Raw genomic sequence first — 17561 nt, 5'->3', positions numbered from 1 at the left:
CTAGTGTGCCAAAAACCCTAGTGTGCCAAAAACGTCGGATCCGGAACGGGAATTGCCTCGAGCAGTGCCCGGGTGTACTCGTGCTGCGGATCCGCGAAGATCGCCTCCGCAGGCCCAGACTCGACGATCCTGCCCTGGAACATCACCGCGACGTCGTGGGCGATGTTGCGGACCACCGACAGGTCGTGGGAGACAAACAGGTATGACATGCCCCGCTGCTCCTGGAGGTCGCGCAGGAGGTTGAGCACACCGGCCTGGATCGAGACGTCCAGGGACGAGACCGGCTCGTCGAGGATCAGCAGTTCCGGATCGAGGGCGAGTGCGCGCGCGATGCTGATCCGCTGCTTCTGACCGCCCGAGAAATCGGCCGGATACCGGTCGGCGTGCTCGCGTCGCAACCCGACCAGGTCGAGTAACTGCGGCACCCGGCGCCCGATCTCGTCGCGTCCGCGCCCGTCCAGCCGCAGCGGTTCGGCGAGCACGTCGAACACCGGCAGCCGAGGGTCCAGCGACGCCGTCGGATCCTGGAAGACGATGGCCATCTTACGGCGGAGCTCGCGTTTCCGGTGCTTGCTCAGCGCCGCGACATCGGCACCGAGTACCTCGATCGAACCGGATTCCGGTGCGGCCAGTTCGAGGATCTGCGTGAGCGTGGTCGATTTGCCGGAGCCGGATTCGCCGACCAACGCCAGCGTGCGGCCGCCGCGGATGTCGAAGCTGATGCCGTCGACCGCCCGGATCTCGCCTCGGGTGCGGCGGAACACCAGACCCCGGGTGATCGGGTACGTCTTGACGAGGTCCGTCACCCGCAGCACCACCCGGTGCTCGGGCGTCGGGTGGCCTGCGGCGGCGGGGTCGGGCTGGCTCCGGCGGTAGGCGGTGAACAGGTCGGCGGTGGCCACCTCGTCGACGCGGATGCAGGCCGCCCGATGGCCCGGCCCGGTCGCGACGAGATCGGGCTCGGCGAGCCGGCAGGCGTCCACGACCAGGGGGCAGCGCGGCGCGAACGTGCAGCCCGGTGGCAGCGCATGCAGCGCAGGCGGTGCGCCGGCGATCGGGACCAGGCGGCTCCGGATCGGCGCGTCCATCCGGGGCACCGACACGAGCAGCCCGGCGGTGTAGGGCATTCGGGGTTCGGCGAACAGGTCCCGCACCGGGGCGGACTCCACCACCCGGCCCGCGTACATCACCACCACGCGGTCGGCGAGCGTCGCGGCGATGCCCATGTCGTGGGTGATCATCACGACGCCGGCGCCGGTGAGGTCGCGGGCTTTGCGCAACAGGTTCAGGATCTGCGCCTGCACCGTCACGTCCAGTGCGGTGGTCGGTTCGTCGCAGATGATCAGCGCGGGGTCGTTGGCGATGGCGATGGCGATCACCACGCGCTGGCGCATGCCGCCGGAGAACTCGTGCGGAAAGGCCTTGGCGCGCGCCGCAGGATCGGGTATCCCGACGAGGTCCAGCAGGTCCACCGCCCGCTGCGCCGCGTCCTTCTTGTTGCTCGCCCGGCCGTGCACGAGCAGTGCCTCCGCGATCTGGTCGCCCACCCGGTGCACCGGCGTCAGCGCGGACAGCGGGTCCTGAAACACCATGCTCACCGTCTTGCCGCGCAGCGCCGACAGCTCCCGGTCGCCCAACCCCAGCAATTCGCGGCCCTGCAATCGGATGGACCCGGTGACCCGCGCATGCTCGGGCAGCAGACCCATCACGGCCAGCGACGCCACCGATTTCCCCGAGCCCGATTCGCCGGCGATGGCGAGCACCTCGCCGTCGGAGACGCCGTAGCTGACGCCGCGCACCGCGTCGATCCGGCCTTCCTCGCTGGGAAAGCTGACCCGCAGGTCCTCGATCTCGAGCAGCGGTTCCCCCGTCACCGCTTCGCCTTCTTCCTGCGGGAGCGGGCGCGCTTCGACGTGGGGTCGACGGCGTCGCGCAGACCGTCGCCCACCAGGTTCGCGGACAGCACGGTGAGCACCAGCAGTCCGCCCGCGAACAGGAACAGCCACGGGTAGGTGAGGGCGGATTCGGTGCCGTCGGCGATGAGGGAGCCGAGGGAGATGTCGGGTTTCTGGACGCCGAATCCGAGGAAGCTCAGGCCCGTCTCGGCGAGGATCGCGGCACCGACGTTCAGCGTCGCGTCGATGATCAGAATGGACGCGATGTTCGGGACGATGTGGCTGGTGATGATCTTGTGTGTCGGTGCCCCCATGTAGCGGGCCGCCTGGACGAATTCCCGCTCACGCAGGCTCAGCGTCATCCCCCGCACCATCCGGGCTGTGATCATCCATCCGAACACCGCGAGCAGCAGGATCAGCAGGACGATCGAACTCGCGGCCTTCAGCCGGGGCGTGAACACCGCGATGATGATGAAGCTGGGGACGACGAGCAGCAGATCGACCAGCCACATGATCACCCGATCCGGCCAGCCCCCGACGTACCCCGCCAGCGCACCGACGAGCGCCGCGATCGCGGTGGAGAAGATCGCGACGCAGACCCCGATGATCAGCGACTTCTGCAGGCCCCGCAGCGTCTGCGCGAGAACGTCCTGACCGATCTGGTTGGTGCCGAACGGATGCTGCGCACTCGGCGGCTGCAGCAGCGCGGTGTAGTCGAGTTGCTGATAGTCGTAGGGCAGCAGATACGGCCCGACGAAACTACCCACGAACAGCAGCAGCAACACGCAGGCGCCGGCGATGGCGGGCTTGTTGCGGAGGAACCGCCGCCACAGCAGGGTCCGGCGACCGACGGCCGACACCGCCGCATCGGTGGACGCGATCTGGATCTCGGTCATCCGACACGCACCCGCGGGTCGAGGGCCGCATACACCACGTCCGACAGCAGTCCCGACAACAGCACGATCAGACCGGTGAACGAGGTGATCGCGACGACGATGTTGGTGTCCTGGGTGTCGATGCCGATCACGATCCACTCGCCGATCCCATGCCAGCCGAAGATCTTCTCGGTGAACGTGGCACCGACGACCAGTGCGCCGAAACCGTAGGCGAACAGCGTCGCCATCGGGATCAGCGCCGTCCGCAGCCCGTGCTTGAGCAGCGCCGTCCGCCTGGTCAGACCCTTCGCCCGCGCGGTCCGGATGAAGTCGCTTCCCAGAACGTCGAGCATCGCGTTGCGTTGATACCGGCTGTAACCGGCGATGCTGCCCAACGCCAGCGCGATGGTCGGCAGCACCAGATGCTGTAGCCGGTCGACCAGTTGCGGCCAGAAGCCGGTGATCGTGCTGGCCGACGATTCACCGGTATACAGGAAGATCTGACTACCGGCAGCCGAGTTGATCTGCAGAGCACCGTATTTCAGGAGGGTGGCGACGAGGAAGACGGGCGCACTGAGAATCAGCAGCGACACGACGGTACTGAAGTAGTCGCTGAACTTGTACTGCCGGATCGCGCCGGCGGCGCCGATCAGCACCCCCAGCACGGCGCCGATCACGGAACCGAGGATCAGAAGCCGCAGGCTCACCAGGATCCGGCGCCCCAGTTCGTCCGACACCGGCTGTCCGGTGATGGTGGTGCCGAAATCGCCGTGGACGACGCCGCGGAGCCAACTCGCGTATCGCACCGGAATCGGCTCGTCCAGATTCAGTTCGTCGGCCTTCGCGTCGATCACCGACTGCGGGGGCCGGGGGTTGCGCTGCTCCAGGCTGTCGAGCGGACGGAACGTGAGTGAGGCGAGGCTGAACGTCAGGAAGGAGGCCAGCAGCAACAGCACAAGGTAGTTGAGCGCTCGTCGTAGCAGGAAGCCGACCATCGATACCCCTCGCAGGTAGGGCTCACGCTACGAAGTATATGAGCGTGCCCGCGGGGTTCTGCTCGACTCGGCGAAACCGGTGCCGGGCCCGCTTGTTAGCGTGGCGGAGTGACCGTTCGTGACGAACCCGGCGACCCGCCGGTGCGCCGCACGGCGCAGCTCACGCGGTACGACGAATACGCGGTGACGGTCCCTCACACGGGCGACCCGGCCCTGGTGGCGGTGCCGCGCGGGGCGCCGCCGTCGGCTGTCGTGTACTACCTGCACGGCCGCACGGGTGACGAGCGGTCGATCGACGACCGGTTCGGTCTGCGGGACGGACTGATCGACGCCGGCTACGTCGTCGCCGCGCCCTACCTGCACGGCGACCTGTGGGGAAACCGGCGCGCGCAGGACGACGTCGTCGCGTTGGACCGGTGGGTCTCGCACGGGTGGCCGGTGACGCGCCGATTCCTGATCGGAGAATCGATGGGCGGCAACGCCGCCGCCAACGCCGTGCGTCTACGGGAGGTCGCGTGGGACGGAGTGGTGCTCGTCGCCCCGTCGCTGTCGTTGCGCACGGTGTGGGAGCGGGGCGAACACGGACGCGACACCGTGCGGGACGCGTTCGGGCTGGCGGCCGACGGTCACGACCTCGAACCGAGGACCGCGGGCTGGGACGCCGTACGTCATCACCCGGGAGACTATGCCGGGGTGCCGATTCGGGTGTACGCGTCGCGGGAGGACGAGGTGGCGAACATCGCCGGTGTCACGGGACCGTGGGTCGAGAGGCTGCGCCGCGACTCGGTCTCCGTCGAGCTCGTCGAGGTGAGCGGCGCACACGTCTCCGAAGACCATTTCCGGACCGCGGAAGTCGTGGACTTCTTCGGTGCCCTCCGCTGAACCCGGGGGAGGCCTTCGAGCAGAAGGCCTCCCCGATGGCTCAGGCCTCGGTCCGGTGCGTGGTGTCGAGGCGGAAGATGTTGGTGAAGAAGTCCTTGACGGCCTGGATCTTCTCGTTGGTCAGTTCGATGGCGTGGCGACGCGATTCTTCGAGCGCGGTGGACATGGCGGCTTCCTTTCCTCGAGGGGGCACAGCATGGCGATCGACAGTCTGCACCAGGATCCTGACGTCCGCATGACGAACAGGTGTCGCGCGTGCAACTCGAACAGCAAGCGGCGGAGCGCGTTCGGTTAACCTGGCACGATGACGACGAGCAGCGCCAACGGTCGGGTCGCGATCACCTACTGCACTCAGTGCCAATGGTTGTTGCGCGCGGCGTGGATGGCGCAGGAACTACTCGGCACGTTCGGGCAGGAACTCGGCGAGGTCGCGCTCGTCCCCGGCACCGGAGGCATCTTCCGGATCACCGTGGACGACGAGCTGATCTGGGACCGCAAGGAGCAGGGCGGCTTCCCCGACATCACCGTGCTCAAGCAACTGGTGCGCGACCGCGTCGCGCCCAACCGCGACCTCGGGCACAGCGACCGTAAGACCCCCTGACGTCAGATTCCGACCGCCCGCTCCAGCGCCCGCAGTTCGTGTCCGAGCCGGGCCGGGATCGACTTCAGGTCGGGCACCGCGCTGCGGCAGCCGGTGACCCCGAACGAGATGATGTCGTCGTTACTGGTGCACGTGATGTTGAGGCCCTGGCCGTCGACGGGCACCGACAGCGGATAGATGGCGTCGAGCCGCGCGCCGTTCCAGTACAGCGGTGAGGTGGGGCCCGGGACGTTCGAGATGATGAGGTTGAACGGCGGGCGCACCCGCGAGTTGTGGCCGAACAGCATGCTCGCGCCGATCGGTGCCGCCCCGAGAGCGCTCATCGCGAGGATCTGCGTGGCCGTCATCGAGCCGTACGCCTCCTTGCCCTCACGCATCGACGTCCGGATGGTGTCGAGGCGATCCGCCGGTTCGCGCAAGTGGGTGCCGAGGTTGCACATCAGCACGCCGATGTTGTTGCCGGTCGCGGCCTCGCGCTGACTCTTGAGCGACACCGGCACCATCGCGATCAGGGGGTCGGAGGGAAGGGCGTTCTGATCCTCGAGGTAGCTGCGGAGCGCTCCCGAGGACATCGCGAGCACGACGTCGTTGATGGTGCTGTCGGACAACTTGGCGACGAGCCGGAGACGCTCGAGCGGCCACGACTGCGCCGCGAACTGGCGGGCGCCGGTGATCGGCACGTTGAACGGGGTCTTGGGTGCGGACAGGGCGAGCGGGCCACCCTGGTCGCGGAAGGCGCGGGTCACCGTCCCGGCGAGCGCGGGAACGAGTCCGGCGACCTCACCGACCGTGTCGCGGGCCGTGCGGAGGGTGGAACCGGCCAGACCCGACAGGCTGAACCCCTTCGACGACGTCGTCCGCTCCTGCCGTGGGCCTCGCGGCTGCCACGGAGCCGGCACGTCCCGGTCCTCCGAGTTCTCGCTGAGCGCGTTGCGCAGCATCTTCATGGCGGTGACGCCGTCGGCGACCGCGTGGTGGATCTTGGTGTAGACGGCGAACCGGCCGTCGCTCAGTCCCTCGATCAGGTGCATCTCCCACAGCGGGCGGCTGCGGTCGAGGAGCGATCCGTGCAACCGTGAGCACAGTGCCATCAACTCGGCCTCGCCCCCGGGTGCGGGGAGCGCGTCGTGCCGGATGTGGTGACCGAGGTCGATGTCGTCCACGGTCTCCCAACTCCACTGGCCGAGCGAGGAGAAGGACCGACGGGCGCGCTTGGCGAGCCGCGGCGTGACGATGCCGTCGCCGTCCGCGAGCGCGCGGTCGAGCATCGCGCGCATGTCGTACGTATCGGCGCCTTCGGGAAGCTGGAAGATCTCCACCCCACCGACGTGCATCGGGTGCTCGCGGGACTCGCCGAGAAGGAACATCGAGTCGAGGGGGGACATGGGTAGCGGCATCTGTGGCCCTTTCCATCCCGTAGACGTCTCTCCGGATCGCGGGGAGGCTCGTCTGTGGTCTGAGGTAACGGGAAATGGTGACGTTCCGTTTGTCAGGGACTACCACCGGATAACTATTCGATATGGGACTGGTCACGAAAGCGTGACGTCGTATTTTTACAGGTTTTGGGTGAGGCATGCCACTAGACAAGCGTCCAGTTTTACGGCTGTCATTCGTGCGATGTACAGCCGAAGTGAACTCCGTGTGAACATCCCAATTTTGTGCACTCAGTGCGGAATTCGAGTTTCCGAACCTGCCTAGGGCCGAAAGTCCCTACTCGGTAGGAATTGTGGCATGAACAAGCCGTGGCCGGTTGTCACGCACGTGTCGTCCGAAGGACCGGCGCTCGTCGGTACTTTGCTGGCGGAGCGAGGATTTCGCTACACCGAGTACCCCATGTACCGAGCTTCCGAACTGCCGGCCGTTCACGACATCGGCAGCCTCGTGGTGATGGGCGGTCCGATGGGCGCACTCGATGACGTTACCCACCCGCAACTTCCGCGAGAGCGAAACTTCATCAAAAAGATTGTGGACGCCGGGCTCCCCATGCTCGGGATCTGTCTCGGCGCGCAACTTCTCGCGGCCTCGTTCGGCAGCGCGATCCGCCGCGGACCGGATAACGGTGCCGGGACGGTGACGGTGTCCGACGACGGAACTCGCGACCCCGTGTGCGGTGCCGTCGGCGCGGAGGTGCCAGTCGTCCACTGGTACGGCGACACCTTCGACCTTCCCGGGCGACGCGGTCCGGTTGGCGAGCAGCCGCCTCTACGAGAATCAGGCGTTCGCGATCGGTCGCAGACCGTACGGCCCGAGAACCTCGACGCGACCACGCAGTTCTACGGGCGCGCGTTCCGCGACCTGGACGCGCACGTCTGGAAGGTCACGCGGATGGATCCCAGCGCAGTCCCGGCGTAAGGATCAGGCAGGCGGGGTCTCCGGCAGTCCGAACTTCTCGAACAGATCGACGTCGAAGAAGCAGACGACGTGCGAGACCCCGTCGGCCGTCACGTCCAGCACGTGGACCTGGAACGGCCGGTGGACGTCGTCCTCGCCGCGCATGTACAGGCCGAGCGCCGGCTGCCCGTTGGCTGCCGTGGGCACCAGGCGCATGTCGCCCGGGCCCTTGGCTGGACAGTTTCCGGTGATCAGGGTGCCGATCGAGGGGCCTCCGCGGTACCAGCCGTCGAACGGCGGCATCTCCCACACGGCGTCCTTGGTGAACAGTTCGACGATCGCGTCGATGTCGTAGTCCTCGAACGCGGCGACGTACCGGTCGAGGAGTTCGCGCTCCTCCCGGGACTCCGGTTCCACCAGGGTGTCGGCGGTCGGCGTGGCCAACTCGAGCTGCGCGCGCGCCCGCTGCAGCAGGCTGTTGACCGCCGTCGTGGTGGTGCCGAGAGCCGTCGCGACCTCCGACGCCTTCCACTGCAGCACGTCGCGCAGGACGAGGACGGCGCGCTGACGTGCGGGAAGATGCTGAAGAGCGGCGATGAACGCCAGGCGCACCGATTCGCGCGACGTCACGACGGTGGCGGGATCGCTCGCGTCGTCGTCGATGAGCCGGTTGGGGAGCGGTCCGAGCCACGGCACCTCGTGTCGTTCGACGAGGTCGGCGGTGGGGTCGGAGTCGGGAGCGCCCAGTCCGCTGGGCAGCGGACGCTTCGATTTGCTCTGCAACGCCGTGAGGCACGTGTTGGTGGCGATCTTGTACAGCCACGTCCGCAGCGACGCCTGCTGCTGATACCCCTCGTATCCGCGCCATGCCCGGATGAAGGTCTCCTGCATCTGGTCCTCGGCGTCGTGCAGTGACCCCATCATGCGGTAACAGTGGGCGAGCAACTCGCGCCGGTAAGGGTCGGCGAGTGCGAGGAAATCATCGTCGAGCGACTGCGCAGCCGTCATGGTTGGAGCTTACTGCGGCACTCCGACAGATGTCGGTCCTCGCGCCCGCCGGCCCGGGGCTCTCAGCCCCAGTCGACCATCGGCCGCCCCGTCTCGAGCAGCGACTTCAGTCCGCTGAGCACCTCGTTCCAGCCACCGCCCGCACCCTCGGACTCCCTCCTGCCCGCCACCAGCTCGGCCACACCCGGTGCGTTGGTGAGGTCGTGGGTGACAGTCAGTTTCGCGACACCCGGCCTGCTCGACTGCGCGATCTCGTAGGTGAGGGTGGTGAATCCCTCCACGTTGTCGGCGTCCATCAGCATCCGCCACGTCTGGACCAGCTTCTTCGGCGGATCGGATTCGATCACCTCGCCGTCGATGATCACGTCGGGCACACCCGGGTATGCCTTCATCGCCTCGTCGGCGTGGGCGCGGAAGGCGCCGCCCGACCGGAGGTCGTAATCGACCAGGCCGCCGTACCCGTACTGCTGCGACCACTCGGGTTTGGTGATGGCGTCCCAGATCGCCTCCGGTGTCGCCTTGATGTACACGGCGTAGATCTGGATTGCGTCGGCGGTTGTCATTTCTCTTCCTCCAGTTCGGATTTCAGCTGAGCGAGCGCCGAGGTGTGACGCTCGGTGTACTTGTCGATCCACCGGTTGTGGATCAGCTGTATCGGCACGGGGTTGAGATAGTGCAACTTCTCCCGGCCGGAGCGGCGCGTGACGACGAGCCCCGCGTCTTCGAGTACGCGCAGATGTTTCATGACCCCGAATCGCGTCATCGCGACCTGCGATTCGAGTTCGGTGAGCGTCTGACCATCGTGGGCGAACAATCGGTCGAGAATCAGGCGGCGGGTGGGATCTGCCAGCGCCTTGAAGACGTGATCGTCGTCCATGAACCGAGAATAGGTGACCATTTAGTCACATGTCAACGCCTGTGAGTACTTGTCAACCGCGGGCGGTCGACAAGTACAGGCGGAAGTTCGCACCCGGTTCACGCGCGGGCCACGGTGCGTCCACGAACCGAGGCATTCCGGTACCTACCGTCCGGAGGAACCGGTCAGCCACATGGAGGTTTCACACAGTGACCACTGCACCACTCAACCGCCGCGGATTCCTCGGTCGCACCGCGCTCACCGGCCTCGGTGTGGCACTCGCGGGCAGCGTCGACGCCCTGGTCCGTCCGGCGTTCGCGTCCGCGGCGCCCGGACGGGCGATCGGCTACGGACCGCTCGTGCCGGACCCGAACCGCATTCTCTCACTGCCGGTGGGCTTTTCGTACACCGTCGTGTCGCGCTCGGGTGAGACGCAGTTGGACGGTGGCGTCCCCGTGCCCAGCGACCCCGACGCCAACGGGGTGTTCGCGCGTGCGGGCGGATCCACCCTCGTGACAAATCACGAGATCGGCAGCGACGAACCGTTCGGCGTGCCCGCGCTCGACGGATTGACGTACGACACGGGCGCGCGCGGCGGGACGACCACGACGACGGTCGGCGCCGACGGGACTTGGCAGGGTCAGTACGTCAGCGTCGCCGGCACGGTCAACAACTGCGCGGGCGGCATCACCCCGTGGGGGACGTGGCTCACCTGCGAGGAGACGGAAGACCGCGCGGGAACGCGCGGATTCCTCCACGACCACGGCTACGTCTTCGAGGTCGACCCGGCGAGCCAGGACGCGAACAAGGGCAAAAGTCCTGTGCCGCTGAAGTTCCTGGGCCGGTACGCGCACGAGGCCGTGGCGGTGGACCCGTCGTCGAGCACCATCTACCTGACGGAGGACGCGTCGGGGCTGAACGGACTGTATTACCGGTGGACGCCGCCGCAGGGTTTCCGGGGAGGGCCGAACGCGCTGCGCGAACTCGCGCAGTCGCCGGGCGGCGACACCGCCGGTGCCCTCCAGGCGATGGCGTGCTTCCAGGGCGGAACACACGTCCCCGACCTGTCCCAGGCCACCGAACCGGGCACCGTGTACTCCGTGCAGTGGGTCGGTGTGCCGGACCGGAACGCGACGAGCACGTCGGTGCGCAAGCAGTTCGGGAACGACGCGATCACCCGGAGCCGCAAGCTGGAGGGACAGTGGTGGGCCGACGGCGGCGCCTACTTCGTCGCCAGCTACGCACGGACCAGCGACGGCAGCGTCGCCGAGCACGACGGCCAGGTGTGGTTCTTCGACCCGGCGAAGCAGACGATCACGCTGAAGACGCTGTTCGGTGTCAATCCCGACCCCGCTGTCGATACCGGGAACTACGACGGGCCGGACAACATCACCGTCTCGCCGTACGGCGGCGTGATCCTCGCGGAGGACGGCGAAGGCATCAGCCACCTCGTGGGCGTGACGGCGGAGGGAGAGCCGTTCGCGATGGCCCGGAACGAGTTGAACGACAGCGAGTTCTGCGGTCCGGCGTTCAGCGCGGACGGGAGGATATTGTTCGCGAACATCCAGTCGCCGGGTCTGACCCTGGCGATCACGGGTCCGTGGCACCGGCCCACGAATTCGATCTTCGGGTCCTGACCTCCAGCCGTGAGTACTTGTCAAACCGCCCCCGCGGTTGACAAGTACTCACGGGGCGAAGACCCAACCGCGGAGGGCGAGGAATCGCAGCCCCCCGACGACCGCGCTGACCGCGACGACGAGTGCGACCTGCGCCAGTCCGTCTGCGCCGGGGAAGAGCGCGCCGAGGAGGGCGAGTGCGAGTGTGCTGACGGCCAGGCCGATCAGCGCGAGCGTGCCGCCTTCCCACTGGGCGACGAACCAGCGGACGCGGTCGGCGGCGCGGAAGGTGAGCCGTCGGTGGAGTTCGTTGGCCAGCATCGAGCTGGTCACGACGCCGACCAGGTTGGCGACGAACGACCCGTACCCGTCGAGGGTGAAGAACGCGAGAGCGTAGAGCACATTGCTCGACGTGCCCACCAGGGTGAACCGGGTCAGCTGAGCGAACAGGCCACCGGCCCGTCCACGTAGAGGGGGATACGTGGACGGGCCGACGGCGTCGTGGAACTGGACGATCATCGCATTCAGCGGATGAGGGCGCCGTTGCCGGTGTCCGTCACCTGGCCGCCGCCGAGGACGCCGGCCACCTGCTCTTCGCTCAGTCCCAGCTCGCGCAGGCGATCCCAGACTGCGTCGAACTCGACGAGCTTGGCATTGAGATCGTTGCGGAGGCGGTTGACCTCGTCGCGGATCTTCTCGGCCTCGTCGATCGCCTCCAGGGTCTGCTCCGGCTGGGGCAGCAGCATGGAGAGGAGACGGTCGCGGGCGTCGGCGCTCAACCCGGCGAAGGGCTGGTGCTGATCCGCCGGAGCCTCGTGCCTGCCGCCGCTGATATCGGACGACTGGATCGGCGCCGTGACGGGCTCGGGTGCGTACTCCGGAACGGGGGCGTACTCGGGTTCCTGGACGGGCTCCTGCTCGCTCGACAGGTCGATGGTGCGACGCAGCGGGCGGTTGGGCAGCAGGATGACGGCGATCAGGGTGATGATGGCGACGACGGCGGCGATCAGGAAGATCCGGCCGGTCGCGTCACCGTAGGCGGCGCGGATGACGCCCTGCACGGGAGCGGGCATGGACGTCAGGTCCAGGCTTCCGCCGCCGCCTCCGGTCTTGATGCCGATCTTCGCGAAGCCGTCGGCCGACAGGTCGGCGACCCGGGTGGCGAGCACCGAACCGAGAACCGAGACGCCGATCGCGCCGCCGAAGGTCCGGAAGAAGGCGACCGAACTGGATGCGGCACCGATGTTCTGGACGCTGACGGTGTTCTGCACCGCGAGCACCAGGTTCTGCATCAGCATGCCCATGCCGAGGCCGATGATCGCGATGTACGTGCCGACCAAGGTCAGGCTGGTTTCGTGATCGATGGTGCCAAGCAGTCCGAAGCCGATGATCATGAGGACGGCGCCGCCGACGACGAACGGCTTCCACTTGCCGAAGCGGGTGATGAGCTGCCCGGATCCGACCGTGCCGATGAGCATGCCGGCCACCATCGGGATGGTGAGCACGCCGGCCATCGTCGGGGTGTAACCGCGTGCGGTCTGGAAGTACTGACCGAGGAACGTGGTGGAACCGAACATGCCGACACCGACGGCGATGGACGCGATGATGGCGAGGCCGGTGGTCTTCTCGGTGACGATCTTCAGCGGGATGATCGGGGCCTTGGCCTTGGCTTCGACGAGGATCGTCGCGGCCAGCAGGAGCACACCGGATCCGACGTACATGGCGGTCTCGCGGGAGAACCACTCGTAGTAGCCCGCCTTGCCGGCGAACGAGACCCAGATGAGCAGGATGGACACACCGGCGGTCAGCAGCAGGGCGCCGAGCCAGTCGATGGAGACGTCGTCCTTCTTCTCGGTCGCGAGGTGCAGCGTGCGCTGCAGCAGGATCAGGGCGATGACCGCGAGCGGCACACACACGAAGAAGCACCAGCGCCACCCGAGGGGGCTGTCGACGATGACGCCGCCGAGGATCGGGCCGCCCGACATCGACACGGCCATGACGGCGCCCATGTAGCCGGAGTAGCGACCGCGCTCACGGGGAGAGACGATGGTGCCGATGATGGCGACGACCAGTGCCGTCAGGCCACCCATGCCGATGCCCTGGATGACACGTGCGGTCAGCAGGATCGGGACGTTGTGCGCGAAACCGGCGATCACCGAACCGATGACGAAGATGACGATCGCGCTCTGGACGAGCACCTTCTTGTTGAACAGGTCGGCGAGCTTGCCCCAGATGGGAGTCGAGGCCGCGTTGGCGAGCAACGCGCTGGTGATGACCCAGGCGTACGCGGTCTGCGTGCCCTTCAGGTCACCGATGATCGTCGGGAGGGCGGTGGCGACGATCGTGCTGCTCAGCAGTGCGGTGAACAGCGCTGCGAGCAGGCCCGTGAGGGCCTCGAGGATTTCGCGGTGCGTCATGGCCGTCGTTTCTTCAACCGGCGGCCGAGTCTGTGTTTCGGTCATACGCTTTGTGTTCCTATCGGGTTCGAGCTCGTGACGATCCGGTGTTCTGGATCGAAGAGTGTTTCCTTCAGGTGCCGGATGGAGTCGAGGGCGGTTGCTGCCTGGGTCTCGTTCCACCCGCTCAGTAACTTCTGCATTCGTGCGGCGCGCTGTGTTCTCACGTGCCTGACGTATGCCATTCCCTCCTCCGAGACGCGTATTCGGAACGCGCGTCCGTCGGCGGGGTCCGGGTGGCGGGTGACGTAGCCGACCTCCACCAGATCGGTGATCTGGCGACTGAGAGACGACTGACCGACGCACAACTCGGCAGCGAGTTCGTTCTGCCGGCATTCCCCCCGAGCGGCGAGGACGAGGAGGACCCCCGTCAGCGCGCGTGGAATGTGGCCGTCGACTTCCGACATCAGGGCGTCGCGAAGCACTCGGCCGAAGAGGAAGACCTCGTCGATGAGCGCTTCGGTGGTGCCCAGAGATACGGAAGGCACTGACGTGACGGACATGGCAACCCCTGAAAGACGACTTACTTGATGCAAGCAACTATATACATCGTTAGTGCAAGCAAGTAAGTCCTTTCGGTGTCTGATGCATCACAACCCGAAGGGGCCTATTATCTGCGTATGAATGCAGATAAGCGCGCATGCCGGCGCAGACTCGACGAAGACCAGGTGGGTCTGGTGGTCGAGGTCTTCCGCATGCTGGCCGACGCCACCCGGGTCCAGGTGCTCTGGCAACTGGTCGGGGGCGAACTGTCGGTGAACGAGCTGGCCGAGCGGGTGGGGAAACCGGCGCCGTCGGTCTCGCAGCACCTCGCCAAGCTCCGGATGGCGCGGCTGGTGCACACGCGCCGGGAGGGGACGTCCATCTACTACAGCGTCGCCAACGAGCACGTGCAGCAGTTGGTCACCGACGCCGTGTTCAACGCCGAGCACGCCGGCCCCGGCATCCCCGGGCACCATCGCGCGTCGGGGGACCTGCAGGTCATCCACGAGGGTGCGGATCGCGCCGCGGAGGAAGGTGCCTCGTGAACGACCACGGTCACGGACACGGTCACGTCCACGGCCATCCGGGCGGCGTGCGCGGGGTGTTCCACGAGATCTTCGCTCCGCACAGCCATGATTCCGCGGACAGCGTCGACGACGCACTGGAGGCGAGCGAGGTCGGAATCCGGGCGGTGAAGATCAGCCTGGTGGTGCTCGGTCTCACGGCCCTCGCCCAGGTGATCGTGGTGGTGCTGTCGGGTTCCGTCGCGCTCGCCGCCGACACGGTGCACAACTTCTCGGACGCGCTGACAGCGGTGCCGCTGTGGATCGCGTTCGCCCTCGGCCGGCGGGCGGCCACCCGTCGGTTCACGTACGGGTACGGCCGGGCGGAGGACCTCGCCGGCCTGTTCGTCGTCGCGATGATCGCTTTGTCCGCGGTCGTCGCGGGTGGGGAGGCGACCCGGCGCCTGCTCGATCCCGTGCCCGTCCAGCATCTCGGGTGGGTGGCCCTCGCCGGTGTCATCGGGTTCGCCGGCAACGAGTGGGTGGCGCTGTACCGCATCCGGATCGGCCGGCGGATCGGCTCCGCGGCCCTCGTCGCGGACGGACTGCACGCGCGGACCGACGGATTCACCTCTCTCGCCGTGGTATTGGGAGCCGGCGGCGTCGCCGTCGGAATTCCCCTCGCCGATCCGGTGGTGGGCCTGATGATCACGGCCGCGATCCTGCTCGTGCTGCGCACCGCCGCCCGCGACGTGTTCCGGCGGCTGATGGACGGCGTCGACCCCGGACTGGTCGACGCCGCCGAACGCGCACTCGCCGCCGAACCCGGGGTCGTCGGTGTGCGTAGCGTGAAGATGCGCTGGATCGGGCACCGCCTGCACGCCGACGCCGAACTCGACGTCGACCCGTCGACCAGCCTGCGCGAGGCGCACCGCGTCGCGCACACCGCCGAACACACACTCACCCACGCGGTCCCGAAGCTGAGTTCCGCCCTCATCCACGCCTACCCGGCGCACGACGTGGAGCCGGTCAGATGAGGTGACCCGTCGTCACTGCGCGTCGGGACCGACGGCGACCGGACGGCCGGGATCGGACGACCACTGCGACCAGGACCCTGGGTACAGGGCGGCGTCGACACCCGCGATCGCCAGCGCCGCGACCTGATGGGCCGCCGTCACGCCCGATCCGCAGTACACCCCGACTGTCGTGCCCGGCTCGGCGCCGACCGCGGCGAACCGTTCGCGCAGCGCCTCGGCGGGCGCGAACCGTCCGTCGGGCCTCAGGTTCTCGGACGTCGGGGCACTGCGGGCGCCGGGAATGTGCCCGGCGCGCGGGTCGACGGGTTCGGTCTGCCCCGAATACCGTTCGGCGGCGCGGGCATCGAGAAGGCGACCGCGGGCGGCGAGCTCGGCGGCCTCGTCCGCGGTCAATGTCGGAAGGTGTCCCGCGGTGAGCACGACGTCACCGGGCAGTCGTGCCTGCTCGTCGCCGGAGCGGACGGCACGGCCCGCCGCCGTCCATGCCCCGAGGCCACCGTCGAGCATCGACACGTCGGCGACACCGGCCCATCGCAGCAGCCACCAGGCCCGCGCGGCGGCGAGGTTCCCGGTCGCGTCGTAGACCACGACGCGGCTGCCCGTCCGGATGCCCCACCGGCGTGCGGCGTCCTGGAGGTCCGCCACCGCCGGCAACGGATGCCGCCCCAGTTCCGGGGTCGCGGGGGCGGCCAGTTCGGTGTCGAGGTCGACGAACACGGCCCCGGGAATGTGCGCGTCGAGATAATGCTGCCGGCCTTCGGCGTCGCCGAGCGCCCACCGCACGTCGAGGAGGATCGGGGGAGCGTCGCTGCTCAGCGATTCCGCCAACTCGTCGGTCGTCACCACAGGACTCGTCACCACAGGACTCATGGGCACCACTGTCGCACAACACGAGTTCGGTGTGCCGCGGAGACGGGAACCTGGCACCCTGGCACGAATGACGGAACGTCTGTCGACGGCGCTGGTGGCAGCTGCGCTGTTCGGAGTGGTCGGGTGCGCCCCCACCCCGGCGCCGACGGCGCTGCCCCCGGCGCCCCGGGTGCAGGCATCCCCGTCCGGTCTGACTCTCGACGGCCGCGCGTGGTGGCCGGCCGGACTGAACGCCTATCAGCTGGCCACCGACTGGTCCGTCAACCGCGGGTGCGGCGCGGAGGTCGACCTGGACGGTTTCTTCGGCAGCCTGCCGCAGGGGTCGCTGACCCGGTTCAACGCGTTCCAGTGGCTCGCGATCGACAAGGCGACCGGTGCGCTGGATTTCACCGGGATCGACCGCGTCTTCCGGGCGGCCGAGGCTCGGCGTCAGCTGGTGATCCCGGTCCTCGCCGCGCAGGACGGGTCGTGCGGTGACGAGATCTTCAAGGCGAGCGACTGGTACCACGACGGGTGGCATGACGTCGCGCCGGGCTCGGTGCTGAGCTACGAGGACTGGGTTGCGACAGCGGTGAAGCGGTGGCGGGACTCGCCGTCGCTCGCGATGTGGGAGTTGATGGGCGAACCCGAACCACTGACCCCCTACCGCAGTTGTGCGGTCACGGCGGGGGAGACGCTCCGGACGTTCGTCGACGAGGCGGGCGCCCTCGTCCGCAGTCTCGACGACCGTCACCCGATCACGCTCGGCCTGATCGGCGGCGGTCAATGTGGAACGGCAGGCCCGGATTACGAATTCGTCGGTGCGTCGCCGGGACTCGACGTGCTGCAGTACCACGACTACGGCGCCGACGGCGTTCCGCTGCCGGGCGACGTCTACAACGGCCTCGCCTTGCACATCGAGCAGGCGCAACACCTGCGTAAGCCGATCCTCGTCGCGGAGATCGGGCAGTACGCCGGGGCGGGCTGCGTCTCCGTTCTCGAGCGGGCCCGGGCAATGGCCGTCAAATTGGACGGACAGCGTGCGGCGGGAACGGCGGGGGCACTGCTGTGGGCGTTCGTTCCCGACCCGCGTCCCGGGGAGTGCACGTACGACATCGGTCCCGACGACCCGGTGCGCGGGGTGCTGCGGGAACGGAACGGCACCCGCTGACGG

Annotated in this window: 18 protein-coding genes and 2 pseudogenes; 8 read left to right on the top strand and 12 right to left on the bottom strand. The window is 67.9% G+C overall.

Going from position 1 to position 17561, the window contains the following annotated elements:
- Nucleotides 1-17 precede the first annotated feature (17 nt).
- The 3 genes from H0B43_RS09615 to H0B43_RS09605 are packed head-to-tail and all read right to left on the bottom strand — an operon-like array spanning nucleotide 18 to nucleotide 3765.
- Nucleotides 18-1874, bottom strand: coding sequence for an ABC transporter ATP-binding protein (locus tag H0B43_RS09615; RefSeq protein ID WP_185728125.1), 1857 nt, complete (start codon nucleotides 1872-1874; stop codon nucleotides 18-20).
- Complete coding sequence (locus H0B43_RS09610; RefSeq protein WP_185728126.1) at nucleotides 1871-2791, bottom strand: ABC transporter permease; 921 nt, start codon at nucleotides 2789-2791, stop codon at nucleotides 1871-1873. Before H0B43_RS09610 ends, H0B43_RS09615 begins: the two co-directional genes overlap by 4 nt.
- Nucleotides 2788-3765 carry an ABC transporter permease gene (locus H0B43_RS09605; protein ID WP_185728127.1) on the bottom strand — a complete coding sequence of 326 codons (978 nt, stop codon included), beginning with the start codon at nucleotides 3763-3765 and terminating at the stop codon, nucleotides 2788-2790. Before H0B43_RS09605 ends, H0B43_RS09610 begins: the two co-directional genes overlap by 4 nt.
- 108 nt (nucleotides 3766-3873) lie before the next feature.
- Between H0B43_RS09605 and H0B43_RS09600 the strand changes: the two genes are divergently transcribed.
- Entirely contained in the window at nucleotides 3874-4647 is a 774-nt protein-coding gene (locus H0B43_RS09600; protein ID WP_185728128.1) for a S9 family peptidase, read from the top strand.
- 40 nt (nucleotides 4648-4687) lie between these two features.
- Here the strand turns inward: H0B43_RS09600 and H0B43_RS42470 are convergent, their stop codons facing one another.
- Nucleotides 4688-4813, bottom strand: a complete 126-nt coding sequence (locus tag H0B43_RS42470; protein WP_005257351.1) for a hypothetical protein — start codon at nucleotides 4811-4813, stop codon at nucleotides 4688-4690.
- A 138-nt stretch (nucleotides 4814-4951) separates the two neighbouring features.
- Between H0B43_RS42470 and H0B43_RS09595 the strand changes: the two genes are divergently transcribed.
- Nucleotides 4952-5248 carry a SelT/SelW/SelH family protein gene (locus H0B43_RS09595; protein ID WP_185728129.1) on the top strand — a complete coding sequence of 99 codons (297 nt, stop codon included), beginning with the start codon at nucleotides 4952-4954 and terminating at the stop codon, nucleotides 5246-5248.
- 2 nt (nucleotides 5249-5250) lie between these two features.
- On the opposite strand, the gene H0B43_RS09590 is transcribed toward H0B43_RS09595, so the two are convergent.
- The gene (locus H0B43_RS09590) at nucleotides 5251-6645 is read right to left on the bottom strand and encodes a wax ester/triacylglycerol synthase family O-acyltransferase (protein WP_185728130.1); all 1395 of its coding nucleotides are present in this window, start codon (nucleotides 6643-6645) and stop codon (nucleotides 5251-5253) included.
- Between the two features lie 334 nt (nucleotides 6646-6979).
- Between H0B43_RS09590 and H0B43_RS42800 the strand changes: the two are divergent.
- Both H0B43_RS42800 and H0B43_RS40880 read left to right on the top strand, forming a co-directional pair.
- Nucleotides 6980-7345, top strand: a pseudogene (locus tag H0B43_RS42800) (gamma-glutamyl-gamma-aminobutyrate hydrolase family protein); the annotation flags it as partial.
- A gap of 177 nt (nucleotides 7346-7522) precedes the next feature.
- Nucleotides 7523-7600: pseudogene (locus H0B43_RS40880) on the top strand (glyoxalase); the annotation flags it as partial.
- A 3-nt stretch (nucleotides 7601-7603) separates the two neighbouring features.
- On the opposite strand, the gene H0B43_RS09580 reads toward H0B43_RS40880, so the two are convergent.
- From H0B43_RS09580 to H0B43_RS09570, 3 genes are all read right to left on the bottom strand, one after another.
- Nucleotides 7604-8587: a sigma-70 family RNA polymerase sigma factor gene (locus tag H0B43_RS09580; protein WP_185728131.1), complete on the bottom strand. Its 984-nt coding sequence runs from the start codon at nucleotides 8585-8587 to the stop codon at nucleotides 7604-7606.
- Nucleotides 8588-8649: 62 nt separating this feature from the next.
- Nucleotides 8650-9150: an SRPBCC family protein gene (locus tag H0B43_RS09575; protein WP_185728132.1), complete on the bottom strand. Its 501-nt coding sequence runs from the start codon at nucleotides 9148-9150 to the stop codon at nucleotides 8650-8652.
- Entirely contained in the window at nucleotides 9147-9464 is a 318-nt protein-coding gene (locus tag H0B43_RS09570; protein WP_185728133.1) for a helix-turn-helix transcriptional regulator, read from the bottom strand. Before H0B43_RS09570 ends, H0B43_RS09575 begins: the two co-directional genes overlap by 4 nt.
- Before the next feature lie 188 nt (nucleotides 9465-9652).
- Here H0B43_RS09570 and H0B43_RS09565 point away from each other — a divergent pair, with 188 nt between their 5' ends.
- Nucleotides 9653-11080 carry an alkaline phosphatase PhoX gene (locus tag H0B43_RS09565; RefSeq protein ID WP_185728134.1) on the top strand — a complete coding sequence of 476 codons (1428 nt, stop codon included), beginning with the start codon at nucleotides 9653-9655 and terminating at the stop codon, nucleotides 11078-11080.
- A 48-nt stretch (nucleotides 11081-11128) separates the two neighbouring features.
- On the opposite strand, the gene H0B43_RS09560 is transcribed toward H0B43_RS09565, so the two are convergent.
- From H0B43_RS09560 to H0B43_RS09550, 3 genes are read right to left on the bottom strand one after another with little or no spacing between them, the layout of a single operon-like run.
- The gene (locus H0B43_RS09560; protein ID WP_185728135.1) at nucleotides 11129-11578 is read right to left on the bottom strand and encodes a GtrA family protein; all 450 of its coding nucleotides are present in this window, start codon (nucleotides 11576-11578) and stop codon (nucleotides 11129-11131) included.
- A 5-nt stretch (nucleotides 11579-11583) separates the two neighbouring features.
- Nucleotides 11584-13521, bottom strand: a complete 1938-nt coding sequence (locus H0B43_RS09555; RefSeq protein ID WP_185728136.1) for an MDR family MFS transporter — start codon at nucleotides 13519-13521, stop codon at nucleotides 11584-11586.
- Nucleotides 13518-14018 carry a MarR family winged helix-turn-helix transcriptional regulator gene (locus H0B43_RS09550; protein WP_185728137.1) on the bottom strand — a complete coding sequence of 167 codons (501 nt, stop codon included), beginning with the start codon at nucleotides 14016-14018 and terminating at the stop codon, nucleotides 13518-13520. Before H0B43_RS09550 ends, H0B43_RS09555 begins: the two co-directional genes overlap by 4 nt.
- Nucleotides 14019-14135: 117 nt before the next feature.
- On the opposite strand from H0B43_RS09550, the gene H0B43_RS09545 reads away from it, so the two are divergent.
- Both H0B43_RS09545 and H0B43_RS09540 read left to right on the top strand, forming a co-directional pair.
- Nucleotides 14136-14543: a metalloregulator ArsR/SmtB family transcription factor gene (locus H0B43_RS09545; RefSeq protein ID WP_185728138.1), complete on the top strand. Its 408-nt coding sequence runs from the start codon at nucleotides 14136-14138 to the stop codon at nucleotides 14541-14543.
- On the top strand, nucleotides 14540-15538 hold the full coding sequence (locus H0B43_RS09540; protein ID WP_185728139.1) for a cation diffusion facilitator family transporter: 999 nt from the start codon (nucleotides 14540-14542) through the stop codon (nucleotides 15536-15538). Before H0B43_RS09545 ends, H0B43_RS09540 begins: the two co-directional genes overlap by 4 nt.
- Nucleotides 15539-15550: 12 nt before the next feature.
- Here the strand turns inward: H0B43_RS09540 and H0B43_RS09535 are convergent, their stop codons facing one another.
- A complete protein-coding gene (locus tag H0B43_RS09535) occupies nucleotides 15551-16384 on the bottom strand; it encodes a sulfurtransferase (protein WP_185730042.1) in 834 nt (277 codons plus the stop codon).
- A gap of 91 nt (nucleotides 16385-16475) precedes the next feature.
- Here H0B43_RS09535 and H0B43_RS09530 point away from each other — a divergent pair, with 91 nt between their 5' ends.
- Nucleotides 16476-17558, top strand: a complete 1083-nt coding sequence (locus H0B43_RS09530; protein ID WP_185728140.1) for a beta-mannosidase — start codon at nucleotides 16476-16478, stop codon at nucleotides 17556-17558.
- Nucleotides 17559-17561: the final 3 nt, after the last annotated feature.

The sequence above is a fragment of the Rhodococcus sp. 4CII genome (assembly GCF_014256275.1).
GTDB classification, from domain to species: Bacteria; Actinomycetota; Actinomycetes; order Mycobacteriales; family Mycobacteriaceae; genus Rhodococcus_F; species Rhodococcus_F wratislaviensis_A.
Note: the sequence above shows the minus strand (reverse complement) of the source record. Positions and strands in the feature narration are given on the sequence as shown.